Raw genomic sequence first — 24814 nt, forward strand, 5'->3', positions numbered from 1 at the left:
TCTGCGTATAATCTAAGTCTATTCAAAAGTGTCATCCTCGGCGAAGGATGGGCGAATGATGGGCATTGCGCCCATTTTTTTTTGGTTCGCTCGTTTGTTTCGCACCATTGCGGTGCGGGCCGTTAGGGGGGTGACAGGCAGGCAGGGCAGCTCTTTCGTTTCAGAACGTTGTCGTTGTCCGGTGTCTGCCATGGTGTTGAACGCCACTATTCGGGATTACAGTGCATCTGGCAGATTTGATCGAAACCACCCTTATCGGCATGGGCTACGAGTTGGTTGAGCTTGAGCGTGCCCCAGCCGGACTTCTGCGTGTCTATATCGATCAGCCTGAAACCGGCATCGTCATTGAAGATTGCGAGAAAGTAAGCCGCCAGCTTACGCACGTGCTCACCGTCGAGAATGTCGACTATGAGCGCCTCGAGGTGTCGTCGCCCGGTCTGGATCGGCCGCTGAAGAAACTGGCCGACTACGTCCGTTTTGCCGGTGCCGAGGTCAGGGTCACGCTGCGTCTACCTGTCAATGGCCAGAAGAATTTTGTCGGCATCCTCCGGGAACCCGTGGGCGAGGCCGATGCCGAGAAAATCGGCCTGGAATTCGAAGGCAAGGATGGCCCGGCGCTGCTGGAATTCGCCATATCCGACGTCGACAAGGCACGGCTCGTGCCGGTGATCGACTTCAAGGGAAATCAAAGAAAAGGGAACAAGCAATGAGCCGCGAAGTTCTGTTGCTCGTCGATGCGCTTGCGCGTGAAAAGAACGTCGACAAGGATGTGGTATTCGGTGCGCTCGAGGCGGCACTCGCCTCGGCGACCAAGAAGCGTTTCGAGGAGGACGTGGATATCCGCGTCGCGATCGACCGTGAATCCGGTGAGCACGAAACGTTCCGCCGCTGGCTTGTCGTCCCCGACGAACAAGGCCTGCAGGAGCCGGACAAGCAAATTCTGCTGTTCGAGGCCCGCGAGCAGGAACCGGAGATCCAGCTGGACGAATTCGTCGAAGAGCAGATCGAATCGGTTGAATTTGGCCGTATTGGCGCGCAAGCTGCCAAGCAGGTGATTCTGCAGCGCATTCGCGACGCGGAGCGTGAGCAGATCCTGAACGACTACCTGGATCGTGGCGAGAAGGTCATGACCGGTACGGTCAAGCGCGCCGACAAGAAGGGCCTGATCGTGGAATCGGGTCGCGTGGAAGCGTTGCTGGCCCGCGATCAGATCATTCCGAAGGAAAATCTGCGCACCGGCGACCGTGTGCGTGCATATATCCTGAATGTGGACCGCGCCGCGCGTGGCCCGCAGATCGAACTGTCGCGTACGGCGCCCGAGTTCCTGATCAAGCTGTTCGAGAACGAAGTGCCGGAAATGGAACAGGGCCTGCTGGAGATCAAGGCGGCTGCCCGTGACCCAGGCGTGCGCGCGAAGATCGCCGTGGTGGCGCATGACAAGCGCATCGACCCGATCGGCACTTGCGTAGGCGTGCGCGGTACCCGCGTGACGGCCGTGCGCAACGAGATTGGCGGCGAAGCCGTGGATATCGTGTTGTGGTCGGAAGATCCGGCGCAGTTTGTGATCGGCGCCCTGGCGCCGGCACAGGTGCAGTCGATCGTGGTCGACGAGGAAAAGCACAGCATGGATGTGGTGGTCGACGAGGAAAACCTCGCCGTCGCCATTGGTCGCAGTGGTCAGAACGTACGCCTGGCGTCGGAACTGACTGGCTGGCAGATCAACATCATGACGCAGGAAGAATCGGCGCAGAAGCAAGCCGAAGAAAGCGAAGTGGTACGGAAGCTGTTCATGGCCAAGCTGGACGTGGACGAAGAAGTGGCAGATATCCTCATCGAAGAGGGTTTCTCCACGCTGGAAGAAGTCGCCTATGTTCCTATCAGTGAAATGATGGAAATCGAGGCGTTCGATGAGGACACCGTCAACGAGCTGCGCAACCGCGCACGCGATGCGCTGCTGACGATGGAACTGGCCCGGGAAGAAAAGGTGGAAGAGGTGTCGCAGGACCTGCGCTCGCTCGACGGCCTGACCCCCGAGCTGATCGGCAAGCTGGCCGAAGGCAATATCCACACGCGTGACGACCTGGCCGAACTGGCCGTGGACGAACTGGTCGATCTGGCCGGCGTGACGGAGGAAGAAGCCAAGGCGCTGATCATGAAAGCACGGGAACATTGGTTTAACTGAGGGACACGTCCGGGCCCGGCCCGGACGCGCTTTCCGCATACGATTTGTCCCGACGTAGAAACCGAGCATTGAAAGGGTTTGAATGGCAAGCACAACAGTTGCCCAACTGGCCGCAGAACTGAGCCGCAGCGCAGCTGCCCTGCTGGAACAATTGCAGGCAGCTGGGGTGGGCAAGGCGACGCCTGAAGACATCATCACCGAATCGGACAAGACGAGGCTGCTCGACTACCTGAAGCGGTCGCATGGCCAGGCCGACGACAGCGCACGCAAGAAGATCACGCTGACCAAGCGCGAAACTTCCGAAATCCGCCAGGCCGATTCCACGGGCAAGACCCGTACCGTGCAGGTCGAGGTGCGCAAGAAGCGCGTCCTGATCAAGCGCGACGAAGCGGTGTCCGATACGCACGCCGATGGCGCGGAAACTCCGGAAGCGGCGGAAGCCGCCGCCGAGGAGGCGCGTCGCGACGAAGAACAACGCCGCCAGGAAGCCGAAGCGCTGGCGCGCCAGGAAGCCGAGCTGAAGGCCCGCCAGGAAGCGGCCGAACGCGAGGAAGCCGAGCGCCGCGCAAAGCAGGAGGCCCTGGAGGCCGAACAGCGCCGCCAGGCCGACTTGCTGGCCAAGAAGGCCGAGGAAGAGGCGGTTGCCGCGCGTGCCGTGGCTGAAGCTGCCGAGGAAGCCTCCCGCACCAAGGCCGAGGGCGACAAGGCTCGCCTGGCCGCCGAACGCGTACAGGTGCAAAAGGACGCCGACGACGCCAAGGCTGCCGCCGACAAGGCGCGTCTCGAGCAGGATGCGGCACGCCGCCGCCGCGAGGCTGCCGAAGCCGAAGCCCGAGCCATCCAGCAGATGCTGAATGCGCCGGCCCGCGTCCTGAAGGCACCGTCCGAGCGCAAGGCCGAGGAAAAGAAGGCTGAGCAGACCGGGACGCTGCACAAGCCGGTGAAGCCGGCCGGGGCGACCACCGAGGCGAAGAAAGACGAGAAGAAGGTCGCCACCACGACGACCACTACGACCACTGTCGACAAGAAGACAGGCAAGGCTGCGAAGCCGGGTACGTGGCAGGACGAAGGTTCGCGCAACAAGAAGGGCAGCGGCCTGAAGACGCGCGGCGATTCGTCGGGCGGCGTGGGTGGCTGGCGCGGTGGCCCGCGTGGCCGCGGTGGCAAGCAGCATGCCGACGACGCACGCAGCAACTTCCAGGCGCCGACCGAACCGGTGGTGCGTGAAGTGCACGTGCCGGAAACCGTCTCTGTGGCCGACCTGGCGCACAAGATGGCCGTGAAGGCGTCCGAGGTCATCAAGCAGATGATGAAGCTCGGCCAGATGGTGACGATCAACCAGGTGCTGGACCAGGAAACCGCCATGATCGTGGTGGAAGAAATGGGCCACAAGGCGTATGCCGCCAAGCTGGACGATCCGGAAGCACTGTTGGTGGTGGACGGCGAAGATCATACCGACGCCGAACTGCTGCCGCGTCCGCCGGTAGTGACCGTGATGGGTCACGTCGACCACGGCAAGACCTCGCTGCTCGACTACATCCGCCGCACCAAGGTTGCAGCGGGCGAGGCGGGTGGCATTACGCAGCACATCGGCGCCTACCATGTGGAAACCGATCGCGGCGTGATTACCTTCCTGGATACCCCGGGTCACGAGGCCTTCACGGCCATGCGTGCCCGTGGTGCCAAGGCCACCGACATCGTGATCCTGGTGGTTGCGGCTGACGACGGCGTGATGCCGCAGACCAAGGAAGCGATTGCGCACGCCAAGGCTGCAGGCGTGCCCATCGTGGTGGCGATCAACAAGATCGACAAGCCCGAAGCCAACGCGGACCGCGTGAAGCAGGAGCTGGTGGCCGAGCAGGTGGTGCCGGAAGAATACGGTGGCGATTCGCCGTTCGTGCCGGTGTCCGCCAAGACGGGTATCGGTATCGAGGAACTGCTGGAGCAGGTTTCCCTGCAGGCCGAAGTGCTGGAACTGAAGGCTCCGGTGAATGCGCCGGCCAAGGGCCTGGTGGTGGAAGCTCAGCTCGACAAGGGCAAGGGCCCGATCGCCACGATCCTGGTGACCAGCGGCACGCTCAAGCGCGGCGACGTCGTGCTGGCAGGCAGCGCCTATGGTCGCGTGCGTGCCATGCTGGACGAAAACAGCAAGCCGGCGAAGGAAGCCGGTCCGTCGATCCCGGTGGAAATCCAGGGTCTGTCGGAAGTCCCCGCCGCTGGCGAGGAAGTGCTGGTGCTGCCGGACGAGCGCAAGGCGCGCGAAATCGCGTTGTTCCGCCAGGGCAAGTTCCGTGACGTGAAGCTGGCCAAGCAACAGGCCGCCAAGCTGGAAACGATGCTGGAGCAGATGAGCGAGGGCGAAGTGGCAACACTGCCGCTGATCGTCAAGGCCGACGTCCAGGGTTCGCAGGAAGCGCTGGTGCAGTCGCTGCAGAAGCTGTCGACCGCCGAAGTGCGCGTGCAGATCGTGCATGGCGGCGTGGGTGGCATCTCGGAATCGGACGTCAACCTGGCCACGGCCTCGAAGGCGGTCATCATCGGCTTCAACGTACGGGCAGATGCCGGCGCGCGCAAGCTGGCCGAGCACAATGGCATCGATATCCGCTACTACAACATCATTTACGATGCGGTAGACGAGATCAAGGCGGCGATGTCCGGCATGCTGGCGCCGGAAAAGCGCGAGACCACGATCGGTCAGGTGGAAGTCCGCCAGGTCTTCCGCGTGCCGAAGATCGGTGCGGTGGCTGGCTGTATGGTTACCGACGGCCTGGTCAAGCGGAACTCGCTGGTGCGCGTGCTGCGCAACAACGTGGTGGTGCACGACGGCGAACTCGACTCGCTCAAGCGTTTCAAGGACGACGTCAAGGAAGTCAAGCAAGGCTTCGAGTGCGGTCTGTCGATCAAGAACTTCAACGACGTTCAGGAAGGCGACCAGCTCGAGGTGTACGAAATCACCGAGGTGGCGCGTACGCTGTAAGGCGATACGCAAAACGGCAGGCTCCGGCCTGCCGTTTTCACTTCTGCACTAGACAGTATTGAATGGCCAAGAAAGGCAATATCTCCTCCCGCAACCTCCGTCTGTCAGACCAGATCCAGAAGGAACTGGCCGAGATGATCCAGCGCGAGATCCGCGAACCGCGCCTCGGACTGGTGACGCTCCAGTCGGTGTCGCTGACGCCGGACTATGCGCACGCCAAGGTGTACTTCACCGTGCTGGGCGCCGAGCCCGAAGTCGCCGCCGCCATCCTGAAAGAGAAGGCCGGCTACCTGCACTCGCTGCTTTTCAAGCGCCTGCACATCCATACCGTGCCGACGCTGCACTTCCACCACGACACCTCGGTCGAACACGCCATCGAGATGTCGAAGCTGATCAACGAAGCCAACGCCACGCGCGCCAAGGACGACGAGTAAGTCCGCCGCCGCCGTGATCGCGCGCCGGGCACGCCTCGGCGCCGCGCTTTCCCTCCGCTGCAATGACCGATTCCCCCGCAACCCGTCCGCCCCGGCTGCCGCGCCGCGACGTGCACGGCGTGCTGCTGCTGGACAAGCCACTGGGCCTGTCGTCCAACGATGCGCTAGTGCGCGCCAAGCGCCTGCTGCGTGCGAACAAGGCGGGCCATACGGGCACGCTCGACCCGCTGGCTACCGGCCTGCTGCCGCTGTGCTTTGGCGAAGCCACCAAGTTCTCGCAGGATCTGCTCGATGCTGACAAGACCTACGAGGCCGCCGTGCGGCTGGGTGCCACGACGACGACGGGCGACGCCGAAGGCGAAATCGTCACCGAGCGTCCGGTCACATGCGATCGCGCGGCGCTCGATGTGGCCATCGCACGATTCACCGGAGTGATCGAACAGGTGCCGCCGATGTATTCGGCGCTGAAGAAGGATGGCAGGCCGCTCTACGAATACGCGCGGGCAGGGCAAACCGTGGAACGCGCCGCACGTACGGTAACGATTCATGCGCTCACACTGCTGGATGTCGCCCTGCAGGACGCCTCGCCCGGGTTCACGATGCGCGTGACCTGCAGCAAGGGAACCTACATCCGGACGCTGGCCGAAGACATCGGCGAGGCACTCGGCTGTGGCGCACACCTGGTGGCGCTGCGGCGAACGGCTGTGGGCGACCTGACGCTTGCGGGTGCCGTCACGCTGGAGCAGATTGACCAGCAGGCGGACGAGGCGCGGCCTGCGATGCTGGCGCCTGTCGATGCGTTGTTGCAGCGCTGTCCGCCCGTGCATCTCGATGACGCGGCAATGGGCCGATTCCTGCAAGGCCAGCGGATTGCGCGACGGGACTTGCCTGCCGATACGGAAATCGAGGAAGGTGAGTTGGCGCGTGTCTATGGCGATGCGCCACCTCGGTTGCTCGGTGTGGCCCGGATGCGCGAAGGCGCGCTGCGACCCGAGCGGCTGGTAAAGCTCTGAGTGTGACGGGAAAAACGCCACGATGCTACTGAACGACAGAAGAGCGACAGAAGAGCGACAGAAGAGCGACAGAAGAGCGACAGAAGAACGACAGAACCATCGAGCGACGAAAAAGGGGCATCGGATATAACCGATGCCCCTTTCTTGTTTCTGCTTCTCGACGGCGACGCAGACCTCAGTGCGCGCCTGCCGCATCGGCGCCACCGCCGCCCCGGGCCCGCTTCGTCAGCCAGACAAAGACGATCAGTACGAAGAACAGCACGCCCGAGATCCAGAAGATATCGTTGGCGCCCAGCATCGATGCCTGCAGCGAGATATTGCGCTCGATCAGGCCGATGGCCTGCGCCTGGGTCATGCCCAGTTGCATCAGGTGATTCAGCTGCTCCGTATAGGTCGGGCTATACGGATTGATCTGCTCGATGAGTTGCGCATGATGCAGGGCCGAGCGGTTTTCCCAGATCGTCGTCGAGATCGACGCGCCGATGGCACCGAACGTGATACGCACGAAGTTCGACAAGCCTGATGCTGCCGGAATCTTCTCGGGCGGCTGGCCCGACAGGATGATCGACGTCAGTGGGATGAAGAACATCGCCATGGCCGCCCCCTGGATCAGGGTCGGGATGAGCAACGTGCGCGTGTCTACGCCCGTGGTAAAGCCCGCACGCATGAAGCTGACCACGCCAAACGTCATGAATGCAGCGGTGGCCACCCAGCGTGCGTCGACCTTCGGCAGCACCCGCCCGATGATGGGCGACAGGATGATCGCGAAAATGCCCACGGGCGCCGTGATGATGCCGGCGTCCGTTGCCGTGTAGCCGACGATGGTCTGCAGCCACAGCGGCAGGATCACTAGATTGCCGAAGAACAGCCCATAGGCCACGGAGATCGCCACGACGCCGGCGGCGAAGTTGCGGCCTTTGAACAGGTGGATATCGACGACCGGATGCTTTTCGTAGCTCTCCCAGATCAGGAAGAACAGGAAACCCACCACGGCAATCACGGTGAGCGCCACGATCACGCTGGAGTGGAACCAGTCCAGCTCCTTGCCTTTGTCGAGCATCAGCTGCATCGACCCGACCCAGATCACCAGTAGTGCCAGCCCGATCCGGTCGATTGGCAGCAACTTGGTCGGCGTTTCGCGAGTACGGTAAATGGCCCACGTCGCATACGCCGTGGCCAGGCCAATCGGGATGTTGATATAGAAGATCCACGGCCACGTCATGTTGTCCGAGATCCAGCCGCCGAGCAGCGGACCCATGATCGGCGCCACCAGCGTGGTCATCCCCCATAGCGCCAGGGCCATCGAACTCTTTGCCGGCGGATAACTGGCTAGCAGCAGCGCCTGGGACAGCGGGATCATCGGTCCGGCCACGGCGCCCTGCAGGATCCGCGCGGCCAGTAGCGTTTCCAGGTTCGGCGCCACGCCGCACAGCCAGGACGAAAGCACGAACAACAGGATGGACAGGATAAACAGCCGCACCGCGCCAAAGCGCGTGGTCAGCCAGCCCGTCAGCGGTACGGAGATGGCGTTGGCGACGGCAAACGACGTGATGACCCAGGTGCCCTGGTTGGGCGATACACCAAGGTCGCCGGAGATGGCGGGGATCGACACATTGGCGATGGACGAGTCCAGCACGTTCATGAACGTGGCCAGTGACAGCGCGATCGTGCCGATCACGAGCTTGCCGCCGGTCAGCGGCGGGTGGGCCACCGGACGTGCCGGCGCCGGCTTGTGGCCGGGGGCGGCGCTGGCACTGGGCGCCGCGGGGGAGGAAGTTGCCATGGGCGGTCAGCCAGACGATCAGGTGTTGGCGGGCTTGGCCGCAACAGGCCGGGCCGCGCCCGGGGCTGCGGCAGGCGCCGCCGACGGGGCGCTGGAAGTGCGGCCGCCGTTGTTGAGGGTGATGACGCGGGCGATCAGGTCGTCGGCATCTTGCGCCACCTTGTCATAGACGTCGGTCTGCAAAGGCTTGGTGGCCGTGGCGCTGACCATCGCGGCGCCTTCTTCCTTGCGCACGTCGACGGTGACGTTCATCGACAAGCCCACGCGCAGCGGGTGCTCCTTCAGTTGCTGCGGATCCAAGGCGATACGCACCGGCAGGCGCTGCACCACCTTGATCCAGTTGCCGGTGGCATTCTGCGCCGGCAACAGCGAGAACGCGGCGCCAGTACCCGCCGAGAAGCCGACCACGTGGCCCGTGTACTTGACCTTGGACCCGTAGACATCGGCTTCCAGCTCGACTGGCTGGCCAATGCGCATGTGGGTGATCTGGACTTCCTTGAAGTTTGCATCCACCCAGACCTGGTCCAGTGGCACGACGGCCATCAGCGGCGTGCCGGGAGACACGCGCTGGCCCACCTGCACCGAGCGCTTGGCGACGTAGCCTGTCACCGGCGCCGGCATCGTCGAGCGGGCGAACGCCAGATAGGCCGAGCGCAGATTGGCGGCGGCGCGTTGCACATTCGGATGCTTCTCCACAGTCGTCTGGTCGGTCAGCACCTTGTTCGAGGCCAATTGCTCCTGCGAGGCCAGCAAGGCCGATTCGGCCGCCTTGAGCGCCGTCTGTGCGTGCGAGATCTCCTCGTTCGACACGGCGCCCGAACCTGCAATGGCTTGCCGGCGGCGCAGGTCGTCGCGCGCCTTGGCCACATCGGCCTGGCGCAGCGAAACGTTGGCAGCCAGCGAGCCGTTATTGACATAAAGCGTGCGGACTTCTCGCACGGCCTGTGCCAGCTGGGCTTCGGCCTGTTCCATGGCGACCTGCGAGTCGGCGCGATCCAGCTGGATCAATGGCTGCCCGGCGGTCACCAATTGCGTGTCGTCGGCCGCGATCGATACCACCGTACCGCCCACCAGCGGTGTGACCTGGACCACGTTGCCGGCGACGTATGCGTCATCAGTGTTCTCGAAATGGCGGGCATAGAGGCCCCAGTACAGTCCATAGCCGATACCTGCCACCACGAGCGCGGCCGTCAGGGAAATCAGCAGGCGCTTGCGCTTGCCGTTGTTGTCTGCGGGAGGGGCGGGGTTCGGGGTACCGGCCGTTTGCTGGCTATTGCTCATGTTGGTCTCTTGCGTATGCGTTGCGTCTTGTGGTGCGGTCTGTCGTGCGTGCGATGTGCGATGCCGGGCGATCAGCCCTGGCCGCTCTCGGGCCGGATCGGCGCGCCTTTGCCCATATCCGTGTGTGCGTCGATTTCCTGATAGCCGCCGCCCAAGGCCTTCATCAGCCCCATCTGCAGGTCCAGCCGGCGTGCCTGCAGGTCGGTCGCCAGACGGCGCTGCTGCAGCACGTTGCTTTCGGCATTCAGAACCGTCAGTTGAGTGCCCAGCCCCGCCTTGTAGCGCGTGGTGGACAAGGCGTAGGCGTGCTCGGCCAGGTCCAGCGCTTCGCGCTGTGTCTTGATCTGCGTGTCGACGCTGCGGATGCTGGTGATCGTGTCGGCGGTTTCACGCAGCGCATCGACCAGCGTCTGGTTGTAGCTGGCCACGGCGATGTCGTATTGCGCGTACTTGCCCTTCAGGTTGGCGCGCAGGCGGCCACCTTCGAAGATCGGCAGTCGTACGGAGGGGCCGAAGCCGAAGGTGCGGCTGACGCCCATGAGCAGGTTCGACGGGTCCAGCGAGGCCACGCCCGCAAAGGCGGTCAGCGTGACGTCGGGCAGGAATTCCTTCTTGGCCACGCTGATGTCCTTCGATGAGGCTTCCACGCGCCAGCGCGCCGCCACGATGTCCGGGCGGCGGCCGATCAGGCCGATGGTCAGATCGTCGGGCAGTTGCGGCGTCGCATTGGCCAGCAACGTCGGACGCGTGATCTGCAGGCCGCGGTCGGGGCCCTTGCCCAGCAGCGCGGCAAGCTGATTGCGGGCGAGGGCGATTTCCTCGTCCACGCGCTGCAGGTCGGTTTGCGCGGCAGCTACGGTGCCGCGGGCCTGCGTGGTTTCCACCTGCGTGTCGAGCCCGGCGGCCAGGCGCTGGCGCGACAGGTCGGTCAGGTCGCGGCGCTGGGCGATGGCGCGCTCGGCCACGTCGCGCTGCGCGTACAGCGCGGCCAGCCGGTTGTAGCCGCGAGCGATCGACGTGGTCAGGATCAGGCGCGCTGCCTGGCTTTCGGCTTCCATCGCGCGGTCATCGGATAGTGCGGCTTCCAGCGCGTCGCGGTTCTTGCCCCAGAAGTCGAGGTCCCACGACAGGCCCAGTTGCAGCCGCGACTGGTTCTGCCAGGAACCGGCCAGCCGCGTGCCCTCGAACAGGTCGGTTTCCGAGAAGCGCTGGCGCACGATGCTGCCTTCGAAATCCACGCCAGGGTACAGGGAGGCCCGCGTGGCGGCGGCGATCGCCCGCGAGGCTTCCACGCGAGCCAGGGCAATCTGCAGGTTGGGGTTGTCCTTGATGGCCTCGTCGGCCAGCGCGCGCAATTGCGGGTCGCGGAACTGGTCGACCCAGTCCTGCGTCGGCCACTGGCCGTGATCCGCGGTGAGGGTCTGGGGCGATGCCAGCGTGCCGGGCTCGGCCATCGTCTGCGTGCTATGCGAATTGCCGAGCGCCGCGCAACCGGCCAGCACGGCTGCCGCCATGACCGTCAGGGCCAGGATGCCGACGCGGCGCGGGGCAGAGGAAAGATCGGGTTTCATGTGTTTCTGTCTGATTTGGGCGCCGCTTTTGTTCTGATTGGCGTTGGGCGGCGCCGAATGTGCCGGAGATACCTGATCGGAAACCGGGTTGCCCTATCCACTGTTGCGGTCTGACGAGCAGTCGTCCCCCTGGCTTGCGCAGCGGTTGTTGTCGATGACTCGCAAGAGCATCGCGCGCAGGGTATCGATTTCCTCGGGGCGGAATCCCTCGAAGTGCCGGCGCATCACGTTGCAGAACACGGCGGGCAGCCGCTCCACGATGGCTTCGCCTTCGGGCGTCAGCGACAGGTCCACGACCCGCCGGTCATCGTGGCGGCGAGTGCGAACGATCAGCCCACGCTTTTCCATTCGGCTGAGCAGACGGGTTACGGAGCCCGCGTCGGTATTGAGACCTCGCCCGAGATCGGTCACGGTGGTGGCCTCGCCCTTGGCCAGCATCATCAGGCAACTGGCCTGCGCATGGGTGATGTCCAGGCTGCTGACTTCCTGGTCGATGCCTTGCGAGAGCATGTTCTTGGCGCGGGACAGCAGGTAGCCTACGCTCTTGCCGATTTCGTAGTTTGCCGGGTCGAACGGATCGACGGGTGTCGTTGACGTCATCTTTGTCATTGCAATCTTTGCTGTGGCAAATATATGCATGTGACGAAGGGTCGGCAAGAACGGAAATTTGTTATTGCGGAAAACGAAACGACTTTCTGGATATAAGCTAAAGAGCGACAGCGCGTTCCGCGCTGCAACATGCTAGAATGTTGGGTTAATTTTTTGAACGCTCCGCTTTCAGGGGACGCCGTAATGACCCGCGCCATCCGCAATATCGCCATCATCGCCCACGTCGATCATGGCAAGACCACCCTGGTCGACCAGCTCCTGCGCCAGGCAGGCACCTTCCGCGATAACCAACAGATCGCCGAACGGGTGATGGACTCGAACGACCTGGAAAAGGAACGCGGGATCACGATCCTCGCGAAGAACTGTGCCGTGGAGTACAACGGCACCCACATCAACATCGTGGACACCCCGGGCCACGCCGACTTCGGCGGTGAAGTGGAGCGCGTGCTGTCGATGGTCGACGGCGTGCTGCTGCTGGTGGATGCCGTGGAAGGCCCGATGCCGCAGACGCGTTTCGTGACGCGCAAGGCACTCGCACTCGGCCTGAAGCCGATCGTCGTGATCAACAAGATCGACCGTCCGGGCGCGCGTCCGGACTGGGTGATCAACCAGACCTTCGACCTCTTCGACAAGCTGGGTGCCAACGACGAGCAACTGGACTTCCCAGTGATCTACGCCTCGGGCCTGAACGGCTACGCCGGCCTGACCGAGGAAGTGCGTGACGGCGACATGAAGCCGCTGTTCGAAACCGTGCTGGACAAGGTACCCGTCCGTAACGACGATCCGAATGGTCCGCTGCAGCTGCAGATCATCTCGCTGGACTACTCGAGCTACGTCGGCAAGATCGGCGTCGGCCGCATCTCGCGTGGCCGTGCCAAGCCGCTGCAGGACGTGGTGGTCAAGTTTGGTCCGGAAGGCAACCCGATCAAGGGCCGTATCAACCAGGTCCTGAAGTTCCGTGGCCTGGAGCGCGAGATCGTGCCCGAGGCGGAAGCCGGCGACATCGTGCTGATCAACGGTATCGAAGATCTTGGCATCGGCTGCACCGTGTGTGCGCCGGAGGCCCTCGATGCGCTGCCGATGCTGAAGGTGGACGAGCCCACGCTGACGATGAACTTCTGCGTGAACACGTCGCCGCTGGCCGGCCGCGAAGGCAAGTTCGTGACCAGCCGCCAGCTGCGCGAGCGCCTGGATCGCGAGCTGAAGTCCAACGTGGCACTGCGCGTGGCCGATACCGGTGACGATACGATTTTCGAAGTGTCGGGCCGCGGCGAACTGCATCTGACCATCCTGCTGGAAAACATGCGCCGTGAAGGCTACGAGCTGGCTGTGTCGCGCCCGCGCGTGGTATTCAAGGAAATCGACGGCGTGAAGCACGAGCCGTACGAGCTGCTGACCGTGGACGTCGAAGACGGCCACCAGGGCGCTGTGATGGAAGAGCTGGGCCGCCGCAAGGGCGAACTGCTCGACATGGCGTCGGACGGCAAGGGCCGTACCCGCCTGGAGTACCGCATCCCGGCCCGTGGCCTGATCGGCTTCCAGGGCGAGTTCCTGACGCTGACGCGTGGTACCGGCCTGATCAGCCATATCTTTGACGACTACGCGCCGGTGCGCGAAGGTGGTCTTGGCGATCGCCACAACGGCGTGCTGATCTCGCAGGACGATGGCGATGCCGTGGCCTACGCCCTGTGGAAGCTGCAGGACCGCGGCCGTATGTTCGTGAAGCCGGGCGATGCGCTGTACGAAGGCATGATCATCGGCATCCACAGCCGCGACAACGATCTGGTCGTGAACCCGATCAAGGGCAAGCAGCTGACCAACGTGCGCGCGTCGGGTACCGATGAAGCCGTGCGTCTGGTGCCGCCGATCCAGATGTCGCTCGAGTACGCCGTCGAATTTATCGCCGACGACGAACTGGTGGAAATCACGCCGAAGAGCATCCGTCTGCGCAAGCGTCACCTGAAGGAGCACGAGCGCAAGCGTGCCTCGCGCGACGCCGTGTAATCGAGCGTCTGTCGCCAACAAAAAACCGCGCCCCCGAGCGCGGTTTTTTGTTGCCCGGACAACTGTTGTTCAGGCGATGGAATATCACGATTTTGGCGATTCGATGATGAAGTCGTCGGCCGTCTCCACGGGTGCCTTGGGGCTGCGCCACTCGGGTGGTTTCCAGAGATAGCGAACGTCGCGATGGCGCCAGGTCTCGGCAAACATGTCGCGCCATTCATGGAAGGTAAGCGTCAGCGGGTTATGCGTGCGGATCTGCCGCGTGATGCCATATTGCGGCGGCGCCTCCTCCGGCACGAACGAGCCGAACATCCTGTCCCAGATCGTCAGCACGCCCGCATAGTTGCGGTCGATGTACTGCGGATTCTTCGCATGATGAACGCGATGTACCGACGGCGTATTGAGAACTTTCTCCACAACGGGCCAGCGGTGCCCCAGACGTGTGTGGACGAAGAACTGGAACGCCAGGTTCAGGCCAACGGCCAGGATCACCCAGTCTGGTGTGAAGCCGATGAAGGCCAGCGGAATCCAGAACAGCCACATTCCTGAAACCGGATAGGTCAGGCTCTGCCGGAAGGCCGTCGAAAAATTCATGCCTTCCGATGAGTGGTGTGCCACGTGCGACGCCCATAGCCACCGCACGCGATGGCTCGCGCGGTGGAACCAGTAGTAGAGAAAGTCCTGAAGTAATAGCAGCAGTGCGAACGACCACCACGTCTCGGGCACTGCGCGCAGGCCGTGCGCATAGCACCAGCTGTAGACCGTGCGGATCATCAGCCAGAGGAAGAACGCATCCGACGCCTGATGCATCAGCGCGAGCGTGGCGTTCGAGAGCGTGTCGCGCCAGCTATAGACCGAGCGGTCCCGCCGCGACCAGTACCAGGCTTCCCAGCCGATCGTCAGCAGGAATACCGGCGCGAAGGCCAGCAGGATCAGGCCGGGATCGAAAGTGGCGTCCGTCGGGGCGCTGGCGACGGCAGGGGCGGCAGGGGCGCTTGGTGTCATGGCGCCAGTGTGCACATTTCCGGTAATTTTGCATGGAGGGCTTCCTCCATACGGGTGCATGTGCGTGATGGTACTCACGTCCATCGCAACGCGACGGCGAGCGTTTGGTGGCATCACAAAAACGAAAGACAGACTATCACCGCCGGTACGTCAAGGAACGAGGCGGTACGCCGTGAATGCTTGGGCGGCCATGGAGGAGTGGCCGGTATTCAAGTCACGGAGAGCCCCCATGTTGCACAACACCACGATTGGAGCCCGTTTGTGGCTCCTCACGATTGTTTCAAGCTTGCTGCTATTGATTGTTGGCGGCATTGGCTGGCTGGGCATGTCGCGCAGCAACGATGCCACGCGCCAGGTCTACCAGCAGCAGCTATCCGCCGCCACGCACCTGGCCGAAGCCCGTTCCAACCAGTTGCTCGTGCGCGTGCTGCTGGACCAGGCAGCGTTTGCCACCGACCCGGCCGACGCCAGGGCACGGGCCGCTGCAGCGCAAGACTTCGCGCGCCAGTCGGATGCGGCCTGGCAGTCCTACCTGGAGATCCCGCGCAATGAGGCGCAGACGCGTGCCACGGAGGACGTTTCCGCCAAGCGCAAGGCGCTGTTCAGCCAGGGCGTGGAGCCGATGATCGCGGCATTGCATGCGGGCCATCGCGACACGGTGATGACCGCGGTCATGGAGACTATTCCTAAGCTCGATATTGCCTTCACGGCCGTCAACACGGAACTGGGCCGCCTGCAGGTGGCCAGTGCCAAGGCCGTGTACGAAGCATCACAGCATCGCTATGGCAACCTGCTGACGCTCTCGATCGGCGCGCTGGTCGTCGGCCTGGTGTTCAGCACCGTGGTGGCATGGCGGCTGCGCGTGTCGATCGTGCGTCCGCTGGACATTGCCATCGCGCGTTTTGCACGCATCGCCGACGGCGACCTCGGCGCATCGCATGCAAATGGGGCCGGCGTGACGGCGGACGAACGCGCACGGAATGAGACGAGTCGTATGCTGGGCATGCTGGGTCGGATGCAGGCACGCCTCGTCGCCATGGTGAGCGAGGTCCGCGGTGGGGCCGATTCCATTGCCGCGGCGAGCCAGCAGATCGCCAGCGGCAACGCGAACTTGTCTCAACGCACGGAGCAGCAGGCGGCGTCCCTGGAAGAGACCGCATCGAGCATGGAGCAGTTGACCAGTACGGTGCGTCACAATGCCGACAGTGCGCGGGAGGCGACTACCCTCGCCACCAACGCGAAAGCGCTGGCCGAACGTGGTAGTCAGGCGGTATGCCGCGTAGTGGATACGATGCAGTCCATTGACGCCGGCGCGAACAAGATTGTCGACATCATCGAGGTCATCGAGAAGATCGCCTTCCAGACAAACATCCTTGCGCTAAACGCTGCGGTGGAGGCGGCACGCGCAGGTGAGCACGGCCGCGGGTTTGCCGTGGTGGCCGGCGACGTGCGCGATCTTTCTCAGCGGTGTGCCGCGGCATCAAAGGAGATTCGCACGCTGATCAGCGCGTCGGTATCAAACGTGCGCGAGGGGACGTCGCTCGTGGGCGCCGCGGGTCGGTCGATGCAGGACATCGTCGATGCCGTCCACCGCGTCAGTGACATCATTGGCGGTATCAGCGCGGCGTCCGATGAGCAGTCGCGAGGCATCGAGCAGGTGAATGTGGCCGTGTCTCATATGGACGGCATGACGCAGCAGAACGCGGCGCTGGTGGAAGAGGCGGCCGCGGCGGCTTCTGCGCTGGAGGATCAGGCCCAGCGGTTCACGGGGCTCATGGCCGCGTTCCGCCTGGCGTAGGCCGCCGGCATTGGATGAGCCGATTCTGAAAGGCGCCCGCAATGTGCCCTGGCATGGCAGATCCGCGTTGCGGCTGGCGTAAAATCGCTGGCAACAAGAACGGAGTAGACAGACATGACGGATTTTGTAGCAACCCAGGTACAGGGTGGCGTGGCATACCTGACGCTGACCCGCCCGCAGGCGCTCAACGCGCTGTCGCTGGACATGATTCGCGCGATCACGGAAGCGCTGGAGCGCTGGGAAGCCGACCCTGCCGTGCAGGCGGTGGTCGTGGCCGGTGCGGGCGGCAAGGCTTTCTGCGCGGGCGGTGACATCCGGTGGTTCCATCAGGCCTATCACGCGAAAGACCCGCTGCTCGACCAGTTCTTCGTCGAGGAGTATGCGCTCAACTATCGGATCCACCGTTACGCAAAGCCCTACATTGCGCTGATGGATGGCGTGGTGATGGGCGGTGGGATGGGCATCTCGCAGGGCGCCAGGCTGCGCATCGTCACGGATCGCACGAAGATGGCGATGCCGGAGACCAATATCGGCTTGTTTCCCGATGTGGGAGGAGGCTGGTTCCTGGCGCGCACGCCCGGCCGCCTGGGTGAATACCTGGGCCTGACCGGTGTCGTGATTGGTGCAGCCGACGCGCTGTACGCAAAGCTCGCCGATGCCTACTTGCCGGCGAATGTGCTGGCCGAAGTGGTGGCGTCGCTGCAAGCCAATGCATTCGGCAGCGGCGATGCGGTGCTTGAACACATAGAAGGTTTCACGCGGCAGCACGTGGCAGCCTGCGTGCCGCGCGAGGGCCAGTTGGCGCGTCTGTCGGGCCAGATCGATGCCGCCTTTGCGGCGCTCACGGTGCAAGACATTCTGGTGGCGGTGAGCGATGCTGAGGGCGACTGGGCTGCGCAGACGGCGGCCGCCTTGCGCAGTCGCTCGCCACTGATGCTTTGCGTGACGCTTGAGCAGATTCGTCGTGCGCGCACCATGTCGCTCGAGGATGAGTTGCGGATGGAACTGGACATGATGCACGACGTGTTCCGCAATGGGGATGGCATCGAAGGCATTCGCGCGCTGGCCATCGACAAGGATCACAAGCCCCGGTGGAGTGCGCCGCGCCTGGACGAAGTTAGCGCCGCGCGGGTGAGGGCGTTCTTCGACAGCCCGTGGCGGCGCGAGGATCATCCGCTGGCCGGCCTGGGTCGATAACTTTTTGTCGATACCTTGTAGTTGAGACCTTGTCGTCGACATCCTTGAGCAGGGGCCATCCGGGTCGAGTAGAGTGACGGCTGGATCGGCCCTGACGCAGCGTCTCGTGTCCTGATCGCTTGCGGTCCGGTCGGCCTCCGCTTCACTTCTACTTCAACCGTGAACAGTGAAAGGAACCGTGATGAGCAATCCTCGTGATGTCGCCGTGCTGGTGGGAAGCCTCCGCAAGGAATCCCTGAACCTGAAGCTGGCCAAGGCTCTTGCCGCGCTCGCGCCACCGCAGCTGAAGCTCGATATCGTCGAGATCCGGCAGTTGCCCCTGTATAACCAGGATGACGACGCCAGTCCGCCAGCGGAGTGGGTAGCATTTCGCGACCGCATCCGTCGCGCCGATGCCGTACTGTTCGTGACACCCGAATACAACCGCTCCGTGCCGGCCGGGCTCAAGAACGCGATCGACGTCGGCTCGCGTCCATATGGTCAGAGCGCCTGGGATGGCAAGCCGGGCGGCGTGATCAGCGCATCGCCAGGCAATGTCGGCGGATTTGGCGCCAATCACCATTTGCGCCAATCGCTGGTGTTCCTGAATATCCCGGTGCTGCAACAGCCGGAGGCCTACATCAGCGGTGTCGACAAGCTGTTCGACGAGCAAGGCAGCATTGCCAATGAGTCCACGCGCGGGTTCCTGAGCAAATTCCTGGCGACGTTCGCGACTTGGATCGAAAAGAACGCAGCGGGATAAGCGATTCGGAAGTCAGTCCCGTCCTACAGCGTAAAGCGGGACGGGCCCGACATCGCTGGGAGGTCCCCCTTTCTATAGTGGACTCAAGCCCATTACAGATAGTTAGGAGGGACATCATGCCGTACATCCTCGCGTGGCTTCTCGGCGTACCGGCCTTTGTGCTGATTCTGATTTGGCTGTTCATGCACTGAACCCGGCATGTAGGCAATCCTGCCAAACGAGCCAGAGAACGGCGCCTGCGGGCGCTGTTTTTTATTCCCAGGGCGCCCGACCTTCATCGCGCAGTGGCTGAGCGGTACCCGGTGATCGTCAATGCTGTGATCTACATGATGGACGTGGCGCGGATGGCCAGTCGCCGTCAGCCGTGCCAGTGATATGCCCATAGACTTTATCCTCTCCGACCACACGGCAATCCGGCTCCGTCCTACATCGGAAATCGGTCGAAATGACTAGGCTTCCGATACGTGGACCTGTTGAGGTCGGTGTTACTGGAGCGCGTGATGGGGGTCAGTCTTTTCGCGGATGTGGCCGTCTTGGATCGATACATCAAGGAGATGCGCGCAAACCTCCAGACGCAGGCCGCATTGGTTGCGCGCCTGGATATGGAAGGCGGAGACTCATTTCTTGCCGCGCGGGACCTGGACAACTTATCGTTGGCGCTGCAGGCGCTTGAGCGTCGAAAGCATCAGCTCGTGATGGTTCTCAAGGAGGCCTCAGTGACGACAAAGCGGTCTACCGAGTCGCATCCGACAGACGATGTGAAATCCGTTACGGCAAGGCACGCGCGTTTGGGCAATGGCTCGTCCAGTTAAGGTGGGCCCCTGGCGGAGGCTCGGCAAGCGGCGGGGCAGGGTCCGCATCGCGAGAGGGCCGTCGTTGCCCCTGCCGATTGGCCGGAGTTTCCCGACTTCCTCCCCATACCGCTCGATTGGCTTGCAAATGGTAAACTCGGCCGGCCTCCGATCACCGGCGAATCCCCCGTTCCGCAAGGGCTTTTGACCGTCTGAATCCAGCACTCCGCTTCGGCCTTCCTGTCGAGAGTTGCTGACAGCAGGATCGACTTTGCGGCGCATCTATGTGCGCCACTTTTCGCCGACTTCGATGGTGGGAGCCACTTTCTGACCCTCGCTCGTAGCAAACTCGCAGCAAGAACGAGGGTAAATTTTATGAATGCGAGGCAAGAATCGGTTCCGACCGGTTCGCTCAGAAATGACTGATTTGCAAGAAAAAACCAGTGCTATCAACGCTCGGCGGATTTCCGTAGCCCCGATGATGGACTGGACTGATCGCCACTGCCGCATGTTTCACCGCGCTCTGAGCCGTCACACCTGGCTCTATACCGAGATGGTGACGACCGGGGCGCTGCTGCATGGCGACGTGGCAAGGCATCTGGATTTTGATCCGGCGGAGCAGCCGGTGGCCTTGCAACTGGGGGGCAGTGAACCCGCGGACCTGGCGCAGGCCGCGAAACTGGGCGAGAAGTGGGGCTACAAGGAAATCAATCTGAATTGCGGTTGCCCGTCCGAGCGAGTGCAGCGTGGTGCCTTTGGCGCCTGCCTGATGGCGGAACCGGCGTTGGTGGCGGACTGTGTGAAGGCAATGCGCGACGCCGTGTCCATCCCGGTGACGGTCAAGCACCGCATCGGCATCGATACGATTGAGCACTACGATTTCGTGCGGGATTTTGTTGGCACCATTTCCGATGCAGGTTGCACGACGTTTATCGTTCATGCACGTAATGCGATTCTGAAAGGGCTGAGTCCGAAGGAGAATCGCGAAATTCCACCTCTGCGATATGAGGTCGCCTATCAGTTGAAAGACGAATTTCCACAACTGGAGATTCTGATTAACGGGGGCATCGTCACGTATGAGGAAATTGCGCAACATCTCGAACATGTGGATGGTGTGATGATCGGTCGCGAGGCTTATCACCAGCCGTATTTCCTGGCGGAAATGGATACTCGCTTCTATGGCACAAAGTCGCCGGTGCCGACGCGCCAAGAAGCGGAACTAGCTATGCAGGAATATATCGGTGCGCTGGTGGAGCGGGGCGGCTATATGGGCGCCGCGACGCGTCATATGCTTGGACTGCATCGTGGCGTACATGGCGGGCGAGGGTGGCGACGTGTGCTGTCAGATGCACGTCGCATGCATGGTGTGCGCACGCGTGCGGACGTTGCCACGTTGTTCGAGGAGGCGCGTGGACATCTACGCCCTGGGTTGTTGGAGGCCGCCTGAGTTCCTTAATGCTGGGAACTTGGCCTGGGATTCGAGGGAAAACTCTAAAAACGAACGGTCGCTCTATGCCTCATGGGCGCAAACGACACCGCTGCGGCTTATCCGGCAGCCTGACTGCCGGAAACCCGCACCAGTAAAGGGATTCCCCTAAGTCGCTTAAAGCGATGCAAGTTCTTACACTGTGCCTGCCCTCGAATACAGGGCTTTCTTCAACTGATTATTCAGCCCGCCTTGTGCGGGCTGTTTTTTTCATTGTGCCGATGATCCGATCCGGGCGAGATTTGGGTTTGCCCGGATAGTGCGTCGTGCAAAAGGCACCTACATTGAGATGGCCTTCAGGGCATTGAGATCGCTAATTTAAGAGTCCGCTTTGGCGGGCTCTTTTTTTTGCGCTTTTGAGGTAGGTATCCTGCATTCCGGTACCGCGAGTATTCCCCATCTCTTGCGCCGAAATAATGGATCGCAGAAGTTGCGAACTATTTCAGGCGATCTGCGGTGTCAAAAATTAAAACCCTGCAGACGAAAAAAAGCAGGCGACACTTGTATCCAAGGTCGCCTGACGGGAATGTCGAGGGGGGTCAATGTCCCTCTTGGAAGAGTATCTAACATCACGGCTCAGGCGTTGAACCCTGCATTGGTGGGGACTACCTGCCATCGCCATGAAATTGCCGCTTGTTGGCGTTTCACGGGTAGTCATTCTTTCGGGCTGTTCCACGCTGACTTGGAGGCGGCCTGCGGCGACTGTCATGCGGCGTCAACGTCATGCTACGATCGCCGCCATGCCGCTACAGTCGGCATGTGGGCGTGAACCCAGTTCGTGTATGGGTTCCAGTGGGGAATAAAAAGCAATTGGGCTGGCCGGTCAGCAGTAGCGCAGTTTCAGGGAAGAACATGGCCGTCGCAAAGGGGAACGGAAGCAAGCCCTGGAGGTGTAGGAAATGGAAGCGGAAGAACAGTTCGGCGAGGTCTTTGAAGACTTCCGTCTGATCTGGGTGGCTGAACGGCTGCAGGATGGCAAGTGGACAGCGCGATATTGCTGGCATCCTGGCACGTCCATCGAAGCGGGCAAGGCGTTGCAGCGCGAAGTTCTGAACGGAAAATCCAAGCGCTTGCTCGGGCTGTTTCCCACAGAAGCAGCGACTGTCGCTGCGATCAAGGAGGCGGTGCTGCTGGAAGCGAAGTGGCAGGGCAAGCGATGATGCAGGAAACTTCAGATTTTTTTGTGCGGGATACTAGCCATCCCCCCAAAAGCCTTGTAGAATCTTGTTTTTCGTTGATCGGCCCCGCCGGTTGGCAAAAATCTCTACGGTGGCTGTAGCTCAGTTGGTAGAGTMCMGGATTGTGATTCCTGTCGTCGTGGGTTCGAGTCCCATCAGCCACCCCAAAAAATTCCTGAAACAGCGCATCTTCGGATGCGCTGTTTTGCTTTCTGCTCCATGTTCCGCGCATCGGCCAAATAGCGCCGCATGCCTTGCGCTCGCATGCATCACGGCGATCCTGATCTCGAACGTGGTCAACGCATTGGCTCCCGATTCAAAGTTGCGCGGCCATGCATCTGGGCGAAAAAAAACCGGCACTCGCGGGGCAACAAGTCCGGTCCTGCGCTGCGGCACGTGTGCGCCAGTGATTCGATAGCGCGCAAATGAGCTTGAGCAGCCTCCCTCCAGATCTGAAGAGTACCTATTTACACCTTATGAGCGCACAACTGCGCTTCTTGCAAGGGCGTGAAGAGTGCACGACTGCAGCGTTTTTGAAGTGCCGTCGAGAGGCGGTAGGCGCTGGCTCAGACGGCTAGCTTCGCGGGGGAATCGGCTAGCTCGAGCATTCGGCAGATGGCTGCCATGCTGCCGACCATCGTACGACGCTGTGCGCCCTGGTAGACGCGAACGCCCTTGGTTTGCCGGAACGGCACCGGTTTGACCGGGCGCCGGGAAGCAATGTGGTTGACTGGCAGCATGGCAACACCTCGTGATTTGCGACAGCAGGGGTCCGCGCCCGTCGTTCGAAAAGAACGGGGCGGCGTTGGCAAAGCAAAGCGGGTGACTAGGACAGGCGGACGCCTGCCGGAGTCTGGGAAGTCAGAAGCCTGAAGAGCGGATCAGCCCCACGGCAATGCCTTCCAGGGAAAATTCCTCGCGGCCGGCCTGCACCACGATGTTGGCAAAATCAGGGTTCTCGGCGATCAATTCGATGGTGTCGCCCCGTTTTTTCAAGCGTTTGACGGTGACGTCGTCACCAAGCCGCGCCACGACGATTTTGCCATTCGGTGCTTCGCTGGCTTTCTTCACCGCCAACAGGTCGCCATCCAGGATGCCTGCGTCGCGCATGCTCAGGCCGCGCACGCGCAGCAAGTAATCGGGGCGCTCGTCAAACACGGACGCGTCCACGTGGTATTGGCGATCGATATGCTCTGCAGCCAGTATCGGGCTGCCGGCAGCAACACGGCCCACCAGCGGTAGCGTCAATTGCAGTACGCCGGCCATCGGCAGCGAAAACTGGTCCGATAATTCTGAATCGCTACGGGCTACCTTGAGACGGATGCCGCGCGACGCGCCAGGTGTGAGTTCGATCACGCCCTTGCGTGCCAGCGCACGCAGATGCTCCTCCGCCGAATTAGGCGAGGAGAAGCCGAATTCGGCGGCGATCTCGGCGCGCGTGGGGGGAAAGCCGGTGCTTCGGATCGCGTTGCGAATCAGGTCGAAGATCTGCTGCTGCCGGGGTGTCAGGGTCGCCATGGGTCGCCGGTCTCTCGTGCCGAAGCACTGTATGTTTAAACAGTATGCTGTGATTTTATACAGTATCGAGTGAAGTGCAAGCACAATTTGAGAGGCGGGGACTCGACATCGCGGTTTCGCCACGTCTTTGCCGCGGGTTTGTCATGGGTCAGCGCAGGCGGCGCGGCAGTTACAATCGGCGCGCATCGACTGATCCGATCCGACGTCCCTCTATATATGTCCGCATCCCCGCCCCGCATTGTTGTGCTCGCTACCGGCGGCACCATCGCCGGTTCTTCCGGCAACCCAGCCAGCAGTGCGCAGTATCAGGCTGCTACCGTTCCCGTCTCCGCGCTGGTCCAGGCCGTGCCCGCGCTGGCAGATGTCGCGCGCATCGAAGCCGAGCAAGTGGCGCAGGTGGATAGCAAGGACATGTCGTTCGGCCTGTGGGCGACGCTTGCCCGGCGCGTGACGCACTGGTCGGCGCAGCCGGATGTGGCTGGCATCGTCATCACGCACGGTACCGATACGCTGGAGGAAACGGCCATGTTCCTGCATTTGACGCAGACATGTCCCGTGCCAGTGGTAATGACCGCTGCCATGCGCCCGTCGACTTCGCTATCCGCCGATGGCCCTTTGAATTTGCTCGATGCGGTGCGCGTGGCCGCCAGCCCCAGTGCGCGCGGAAAAGGCGTGCTGGTCGTGCTCAATCAGGAGATCCATGCGGCGCGCGATGTCACCAAGGCCCATACTTCGGCCGTGAACGCCTTTGTGTCGCCTGTCGCGGGACCACTGGGGTTCGTGCAGGATGACTTCGTCCGGTTCGTTCGTGTACCGCAGTTCCTGGGTGCGTCGCCGTTGGCGGTGCCAACGCGCTGGCCGCTCGTTGAGATTATTGCCAGTTATGCGCAGCCGGGCAGGGTGGCTATCGATGCGATGGTGGGGGCGGGCGTCAAGGGTTTGGTGGTGGCTGCAGCGGGGAACGGGTCCGTCCATGAAACCCTGTCGGTGGCGCTAGCGGATGCCGCCAGCGCCGGCGTGGCTGTTGTGAGGAGCTCCCGGACCGGTGCCGGTCATGTGGCGATTCCTACGCAAAGTCGTCTGGAGGCGGGCCTGTTTGCCTCTGCCGCGGACCTCAATCCATTCAAGGCGCGGGTGCTTTTGCTGCTGGCGCTGGCCGGCGAGCCGTCGCTTGGCACGGATGTCGCCCGCTTGCAGGCGATTTTCAGACAATACTGATGGATTCCCGCTGGTGTGCCAGTGGGG

General features: G+C 62.4%; 20 protein-coding genes and 1 tRNA gene. 14 read left to right on the forward strand and 7 right to left on the reverse strand.

Translation table 11 applies throughout. From position 1 onward, the window contains the following. The first annotated feature begins 221 nt into the window (after window positions 1-221). The 5 genes from rimP (at window position 222) to truB (ending at window position 6606) form a co-directional block, all read left to right on the forward strand. A complete protein-coding gene (rimP, locus tag AC1DOX_RS06125; protein WP_092134189.1) occupies window positions 222-710 on the forward strand; it encodes a ribosome maturation factor RimP in 489 nt (162 codons plus the stop codon). Beyond that, window positions 707-2182, forward strand: a complete 1476-nt coding sequence (gene nusA / locus AC1DOX_RS06130) for a transcription termination factor NusA (protein WP_092134187.1) — start codon at window positions 707-709, stop codon at window positions 2180-2182. The genes rimP and nusA overlap by 4 nt, the downstream gene beginning before the upstream one ends. Before the next feature lie 82 nt (window positions 2183-2264). Continuing rightward, window positions 2265-5159 (forward strand): translation initiation factor IF-2, encoded by a 2895-nt coding sequence (infB, locus tag AC1DOX_RS06135; RefSeq protein ID WP_477101239.1) that lies wholly within the window; start codon window positions 2265-2267, stop codon window positions 5157-5159. Window positions 5160-5221: 62 nt separating this feature from the next. Continuing rightward, window positions 5222-5593 carry a 30S ribosome-binding factor RbfA gene (gene rbfA / locus AC1DOX_RS06140; RefSeq protein ID WP_092134183.1) on the forward strand — a complete coding sequence of 124 codons (372 nt, stop codon included), beginning with the start codon at window positions 5222-5224 and terminating at the stop codon, window positions 5591-5593. A 62-nt stretch (window positions 5594-5655) separates the two neighbouring features. Next, window positions 5656-6606, forward strand: coding sequence for a tRNA pseudouridine(55) synthase TruB (gene truB / locus AC1DOX_RS06145; protein WP_441615043.1), 951 nt, complete (start codon window positions 5656-5658; stop codon window positions 6604-6606). A gap of 175 nt (window positions 6607-6781) precedes the next feature. Here the strand turns inward: truB and AC1DOX_RS06150 are convergent, their stop codons facing one another. The 4 genes from AC1DOX_RS06150 to AC1DOX_RS06165 all read right to left on the reverse strand — a co-directional run bounded on the left by AC1DOX_RS06150 (window position 6782) and on the right by AC1DOX_RS06165 (window position 11841). Then, window positions 6782-8389 (reverse strand): DHA2 family efflux MFS transporter permease subunit, encoded by a 1608-nt coding sequence (locus tag AC1DOX_RS06150; protein ID WP_441615041.1) that lies wholly within the window; start codon window positions 8387-8389, stop codon window positions 6782-6784. An 18-nt stretch (window positions 8390-8407) separates the two neighbouring features. After that, a complete protein-coding gene (locus AC1DOX_RS06155; RefSeq protein ID WP_441615039.1) occupies window positions 8408-9670 on the reverse strand; it encodes an HlyD family secretion protein in 1263 nt (420 codons plus the stop codon). Window positions 9671-9741: 71 nt separating this feature from the next. Further along, window positions 9742-11241, reverse strand: a complete 1500-nt coding sequence (locus AC1DOX_RS06160) for an AdeC/AdeK/OprM family multidrug efflux complex outer membrane factor (RefSeq protein ID WP_441615037.1) — start codon at window positions 11239-11241, stop codon at window positions 9742-9744. A 93-nt stretch (window positions 11242-11334) separates the two neighbouring features. After that, window positions 11335-11841, reverse strand: coding sequence for a MarR family winged helix-turn-helix transcriptional regulator (locus AC1DOX_RS06165; RefSeq protein WP_441615068.1), 507 nt, complete (start codon window positions 11839-11841; stop codon window positions 11335-11337). 192 nt (window positions 11842-12033) lie between these two features. On the opposite strand from AC1DOX_RS06165, the gene typA reads away from it, so the two are divergent. Beyond that, a complete protein-coding gene (typA, locus tag AC1DOX_RS06170; protein ID WP_092134174.1) occupies window positions 12034-13854 on the forward strand; it encodes a translational GTPase TypA in 1821 nt (606 codons plus the stop codon). 84 nt (window positions 13855-13938) lie between these two features. Here the strand turns inward: typA and AC1DOX_RS06175 are convergent, their stop codons facing one another. Next, window positions 13939-14859, reverse strand: coding sequence for a sterol desaturase family protein (locus AC1DOX_RS06175; RefSeq protein ID WP_441615034.1), 921 nt, complete (start codon window positions 14857-14859; stop codon window positions 13939-13941). Between the two features lie 229 nt (window positions 14860-15088). Here AC1DOX_RS06175 and AC1DOX_RS06180 point away from each other — a divergent pair, with 229 nt between their 5' ends. The 3 genes from AC1DOX_RS06180 to AC1DOX_RS06190 all read left to right on the forward strand — a co-directional run bounded on the left by AC1DOX_RS06180 (window position 15089) and on the right by AC1DOX_RS06190 (window position 18596). Then, window positions 15089-16657: a methyl-accepting chemotaxis protein gene (locus tag AC1DOX_RS06180; RefSeq protein ID WP_441615032.1), complete on the forward strand. Its 1569-nt coding sequence runs from the start codon at window positions 15089-15091 to the stop codon at window positions 16655-16657. Between the two features lie 114 nt (window positions 16658-16771). Beyond that, on the forward strand, window positions 16772-17854 hold the full coding sequence (locus tag AC1DOX_RS06185; RefSeq protein WP_441615030.1) for an enoyl-CoA hydratase/isomerase family protein: 1083 nt from the start codon (window positions 16772-16774) through the stop codon (window positions 17852-17854). 181 nt (window positions 17855-18035) lie between these two features. Next, window positions 18036-18596, forward strand: a complete 561-nt coding sequence (locus AC1DOX_RS06190) for an NADPH-dependent FMN reductase (protein ID WP_441615028.1) — start codon at window positions 18036-18038, stop codon at window positions 18594-18596. Window positions 18597-18688: 92 nt separating this feature from the next. Here AC1DOX_RS06190 and AC1DOX_RS06195 read toward each other — a convergent pair whose 3' ends face one another. Further along, entirely contained in the window at window positions 18689-18979 is a 291-nt protein-coding gene (locus AC1DOX_RS06195) for a hypothetical protein (protein ID WP_441615026.1), read from the reverse strand. Window positions 18980-19060: 81 nt separating this feature from the next. On the opposite strand from AC1DOX_RS06195, the gene AC1DOX_RS06200 reads away from it, so the two are divergent. The 4 genes from AC1DOX_RS06200 (at window position 19061) to AC1DOX_RS06215 (ending at window position 22218) form a co-directional block, all read left to right on the forward strand. Beyond that, the gene (locus AC1DOX_RS06200; protein WP_441615024.1) at window positions 19061-19408 is read left to right on the forward strand and encodes a hypothetical protein; all 348 of its coding nucleotides are present in this window, start codon (window positions 19061-19063) and stop codon (window positions 19406-19408) included. Window positions 19409-19805: 397 nt separating this feature from the next. Continuing rightward, entirely contained in the window at window positions 19806-20834 is a 1029-nt protein-coding gene (gene dusA / locus AC1DOX_RS06205) for a tRNA dihydrouridine(20/20a) synthase DusA (RefSeq protein WP_441615022.1), read from the forward strand. 938 nt (window positions 20835-21772) lie between these two features. Continuing rightward, the gene (locus AC1DOX_RS06210; RefSeq protein WP_092134163.1) at window positions 21773-22033 is read left to right on the forward strand and encodes a hypothetical protein; all 261 of its coding nucleotides are present in this window, start codon (window positions 21773-21775) and stop codon (window positions 22031-22033) included. Window positions 22034-22142: 109 nt separating this feature from the next. Next, window positions 22143-22218, forward strand: a tRNA-His gene (locus AC1DOX_RS06215). Window positions 22219-22912: 694 nt separating this feature from the next. Here the strand turns inward: AC1DOX_RS06215 and lexA are convergent. Next, window positions 22913-23569, reverse strand: coding sequence for a transcriptional repressor LexA (gene lexA, locus AC1DOX_RS06220; RefSeq protein ID WP_092134162.1), 657 nt, complete (start codon window positions 23567-23569; stop codon window positions 22913-22915). A gap of 216 nt (window positions 23570-23785) precedes the next feature. Here lexA and AC1DOX_RS06225 point away from each other — a divergent pair, with 216 nt between their 5' ends. Further along, on the forward strand, window positions 23786-24787 hold the full coding sequence (locus tag AC1DOX_RS06225; protein WP_441615017.1) for an asparaginase: 1002 nt from the start codon (window positions 23786-23788) through the stop codon (window positions 24785-24787). Window positions 24788-24814 lie beyond the last annotated feature (27 nt).

The organism is Cupriavidus sp. 01L415, assembly GCF_056400065.1.